The sequence below is a fragment of the Nocardia sp. NPDC041819 genome (assembly GCF_055590505.1).
Genome location: NZ_JBVJAP010000052.1, coordinates 1 through 2493, shown reverse-complemented (window position 1 = coordinate 2493; position 2493 = coordinate 1). Strand labels below are relative to the sequence as shown.

The window sequence follows — 2493 nt, the reverse complement described above, 5'->3', positions numbered from 1 at the left end:
GCGAACACCGGCACCGGTGCGACGGGAGCAGCCGCGAAGGCGATCCAGGTGGCCCTCGCCCAACTCGGTGATCCGTACATCTTCGGCGCGGAGGGGCCGAACGCTTTCGACTGCTCGGGCCTGATGCAATACGCGGCGGCCGCCGCCGGTGTGCGGATTCCGCGAGTCGCCGCGGATCAATACCGGACATTGCCCAAGGTGAATCCCCGGGACATCAAGCCCGGCGACCTCATATTCCCGTCCGAATCGTTCAAAGGGGCGAACAACCCCGGCCACGTGATCATGTACATCGGCAACGGCATGTGCGTCGAGGCTCCGCACACCGGTGGCCACGTCCAATACCGGAAACTGCCCGGCAGCTACGCGGCCGCACGCTGGGCATGACCGGTCGCGGCGGCGTCAATACCCCACGTACGAGCCGCCGCCCCGCATCTGCACGATCCCCGGCACATTGCTGACCGATCCGTATCGCTCGATCGCATAGCGCACGCCCGCGACGATATTGTCCACCGGATTCCAGATATCGCGGTGTCCCGGAACGGAATACGCGTTGAACGTCGGATCGATGGTCTGCATCAGGCCTTTCGACGGAATTCCCGCCGCCGCGTTGCTATCCCAGAGATTGATCGCGTTCGGGTTGCCACCGGATTCGTGCTGGATGATCGCCGCGATGTCGGCCGGGTCGATCTGACGCGTGTCGTAGCCGTGCTGCCGTAACACCTGCAAAGCTTCGTTGATCCATTGCCCCTGCTGGCCGGAGGGTCGCGTGCGTGGCGGACCGCCACTGGGCCCGTGCACGCCGGAGTGCGATGTGCGGCGGGGCCGCCGCGGCTGGACGGGACGCGACTCGCGCAGATAGCGGTCGGCCAGGGCAGCCACCCGATCGGCGGTGAGCACTGCCGCGCCCTGTCCTTGGCCGAGCACGGTTCCCGCCCGTTGCAAGGCGTTGTCCAAGGTGGAGATCACCAACTGCCTGCTCGCGTTGGCGTCCTGGACCTTGCCGAGCGCGGTGAGGGCGGTGTTCACCTCGGCGATGATCGCGCCGATCGCGGCGCGTCCCTGCGTGCTGTTGTCGACCGCGCCCCCCAGGATGCGTTCCAGCTCGGCGTTCATCGACTGTGTCGCATCGCCGTGGCGTGCTCGATTCTGATTGCTGTCGGCGTACCGGGAACCGAGCGCACCGTCCCACACGACGGGTCCGGTCGGCCGCGCCGCGCCGAGATCGGGCGGAGCGTACGACTGTCCGGTCACAGCCGTCGGCGGGCCGTCACCATATTGGGCGGCGATGGCCGCCAACGCACCCATCGCCGCGGCCGCCATGGGCATGGACGAGCCCGCCATACCGAGCGCTTCGGAACGCGGAAGGGAGGCGGAACCCGAGGCAGCGGTCGTCTCGGATGCCGACGGTGCGTTCTGGGTGCGCCCCTGAGCCGTCGCGCTGGTCGGCCCCGCGGCGATCGGCGCACCTGCCTGCGCCCGCGGGATCGGGGTGGGAGCACCGCGCGTCGCGGACTTGGCGGGGCGGCGCGGTGCGGCGGTGGTGGCGCTCGTACGCATGTCGCGAGGATCGCCGGGATCATCGGAATCCCGCTCGGGCGGAGTGCGATCCGTCGGAGCCATCAGGTCCCCCGATGCGCGCGGACACTACGAACGGTGATCACAGAGGCAGCCATGATTCACCTTCCGCCGGATGCCCCGGTACGCGCGCTGCCGATCGCCGGACACGACCAGCGCGTGCTGGAGCCGGAGAGTTCACCGCCGACGTGACAATCGACGCCGATGCGGTGAACTCATGCCGACTTGCCCGGCTGTCGGCTCACCCGATTCGGAATGCCTCTTCCCCGGCACTCGTCCCGAAACGTATCCGCAGCTTAATGTAGATATCTCTCGAGCACGGCCCGCCTGTTCCCGCTTGCGAGAATACCAGTGCCCCCGGTCCCGGCACGCAGCCGCGGGGCAACCGCGAGGCGCCTCGGTGAAAGAGTGCGCCGAGCGATCGGCGAAGGCCGTGCGACGTCAAACGGCGACATTGCGCATCGCCGAGGCAATGCTATTGGCGTAGGCGATGCGCTGCCCTCTCGCCTCACCGGAGCTTCTTTCATAATACTGGTCGAAGACCGCCGCCGCGTAGGCGGGCGTCTGTGCGGCCCGGAGATATCCATACGCGGTGGATTCATTGCTACGCAATTCGGCCATCATGAAATCCACCTGGACCTTCCAGTCGGTGACCGGCTTCCCGCGAGATGCCGCGAACCGCTCCAGGGCCTGCCGTCGCCCACCCCGCCACTGACACAGACCGATAGCACCTTCGCCCGAGTTGTACGCGCTGGTCTTGAAACCCGACTCGACCTGGATATTGCCCACGATCCCCGCAGCCTGCGCAGGCGTGAGTCCATGTTTCGATATGAGGTAGCGATACACGTCCGCCGGATTGGCGTTCGAGCCGCCGGGAATGTTGTCGGCGCTGCCGGTGGATCCGGTGGATCCGGTGGA

At 67.3% G+C, this 2493-nt stretch carries 3 protein-coding genes; 1 reads left to right on the top strand and 2 read right to left on the bottom strand.

The window, feature by feature from the left end; translation table 11 throughout:
- The coding region (locus tag ACZ6DL_RS38045) for a C40 family peptidase (protein ID WP_466058583.1) at positions 1-384 on the top strand (384 nt) is incomplete at its 5' end.
- A gap of 15 nt (positions 385-399) precedes the next feature.
- Here ACZ6DL_RS38045 and ACZ6DL_RS38040 read toward each other — a convergent pair.
- Together ACZ6DL_RS38040 and ACZ6DL_RS38035 are read right to left on the bottom strand one after the other, a co-directional pair.
- Positions 400-1557, bottom strand: a complete 1158-nt coding sequence (locus ACZ6DL_RS38040) for a transglycosylase SLT domain-containing protein (protein WP_466058581.1) — start codon at positions 1555-1557, stop codon at positions 400-402.
- Between the two features lie 459 nt (positions 1558-2016).
- The coding region (locus tag ACZ6DL_RS38035) for a phage tail tip lysozyme (RefSeq protein WP_466058579.1) at positions 2017-2493 on the bottom strand (477 nt) is incomplete at its 5' end.

What these genes read in the sequence shown, in the direction of transcription:
- ACZ6DL_RS38040 (WP_466058581.1), bottom strand. Translation starts at nt 1,557, where the DNA reads ATGCGTACGAGCGCCACCACCGCCGCACCGCGCCGCCCCGCCAAGTCC.